The organism is Campylobacter sp. W0066.2 (assembly GCF_024723515.1).
In the GTDB taxonomy this organism is placed as follows: domain Bacteria; phylum Campylobacterota; class Campylobacteria; order Campylobacterales; family Campylobacteraceae; genus Campylobacter_D.
In genome coordinates this window covers 1-1,399 of the sequence record NZ_JANQCV010000033.1, presented here as the reverse complement: position 1 = coordinate 1,399, position 1,399 = coordinate 1, and the positions used below count along the sequence as shown (strand labels likewise).

At 24.3% G+C, this 1,399-nt stretch carries 3 protein-coding genes; all 3 read right to left on the bottom strand.

What is annotated here, in order from left to right; all coding sequences use genetic code 11:
- Positions 1–103: 103 nt before the first annotated feature.
- Entirely contained in the window at positions 104–373 is a 270-nt protein-coding gene (locus tag CAMP18498_RS07825) for a type II toxin-antitoxin system RelE/ParE family toxin (RefSeq protein ID WP_337198256.1), read from the bottom strand.
- Complete coding sequence (locus CAMP18498_RS07820; RefSeq protein WP_039628371.1) at positions 363–584, bottom strand: hypothetical protein; 222 nt, start codon at positions 582–584, stop codon at positions 363–365. Before CAMP18498_RS07820 ends, CAMP18498_RS07825 begins: the two co-directional genes overlap by 11 nt.
- A gap of 238 nt (positions 585–822) precedes the next feature.
- Positions 823–1,041: a hypothetical protein gene (locus CAMP18498_RS07815; RefSeq protein ID WP_337198255.1), complete on the bottom strand. Its 219-nt coding sequence runs from the start codon at positions 1,039–1,041 to the stop codon at positions 823–825.
- Between the last annotated feature and the right edge of the window lie 358 nt (positions 1,042–1,399).

Here is a 1,399-nt window from a genome sequence, read left to right as displayed (position 1 = left end):
AGTTTTTCCATTTTACTTCCTTTTTTTTATTTTTATAGTGACATAAATGACTTAATGTGTAGTTATGGATTTTTATTAACTTGATTAATTTAACTTCAATTATTTAAAACAACTCACTATGAGAACCTATATTAATACAGGTTAAAATAAGCTTATCATCTTGTTTTTGATAAATTAAGAGCAAATCAGGTTTTACATGACACTCTCTAAGATCTTTAAATTCACCTTTTAGTTTATGATCTTTGTATTTTCTTTCAAGAGTTTCATTGTTAGATAAGCGATAAACTATTTCATCTACCAAATCTTTTTCTTTTAGTGTTAGCTTCTTGTAATTTTTCTTGTATTCTTTTAAAACTATAATTTCATATTTCACGCATAGCCCTTTTATACTCATCAAAGTTTTTAAAAGTTTCATACTCTCCATTTTTCATTTCTTCTAAAGCTTTTTTCATAGAACTTTGTTTATTCTCATCTGGGATATCATACTCTAACAAACAATAACTAGCCCTTAGGCTTTTAGCCAAACTCTCAAAAACAGGCAAAAAATCCTTATCAAATCCACTAATTTCAATTTTTATAGACATCTACATCCTTTCTTATATAATTTTATTTTTTATTATAGCATAAAGGATTTTGTTGTAAATTTGAAAAACTTTTTATTTATGTAAAATTACATAAATAAAACAATCAAAATACAATATAAAGAATTAAAGAATAGCAAAAACGGTTATTTTAAAAACTAACAAATCTTTGTACAGAATGATTTCATATTCTGTTGCAAAATTTTAGCTGGTAAATAACAACCAGCAAATATTATCTGTTTCAATCCTCAACAATTAGACAATCAAACGAATTAAGTTCATTTATAATTATTTTTTCAACATCTTTTCTTAAATCAATAAATAGAGCATTTGCATCGATCTCATCTAAGTTGTTTTCTACCCATTCTATGATATTTCTTTTGTCTTTTTCACTTAAAATTAAAGAGTATGATTTAATATTTTTTAGAGAAATTTTGAATTTCTTTAACCCGAAAGCCACGCCCTCTTTCGGTTATTGTGTTCTAATTGTATTAAGCTTAGACTAAGCGCGGATATATATAATATGCTCTAAGGATTTAAGATGAGATAATTAATGAGCTTAATTATCTCTTTTATTAATTCTAAAATAAGAATTATAAAACCAATTATCTTGCTCACCAACAACCCCCTTTCTAAAAAACCGAAAGAGTAGCCATACTTAATACAAATTTATTATATCAAATTTATTTTCAATGAAAGATACTCTTAGTTTGCTTTCATTTTAACTCTTTAAAAAAATACAGTTTTTTATTCTAAAAATTGTTTTACCAAATTTTTAAATGATTTAATAAGGAATTTCTATAATATCTGTTATTTTA

What these genes read in the sequence shown, in the direction of transcription:
- CAMP18498_RS07820 (WP_039628371.1), bottom strand. Translation starts at nt 584, where the DNA reads ATGTCTATAAAAATTGAAATTAGTGGATTTGATAAGGATTTTTTGCCT.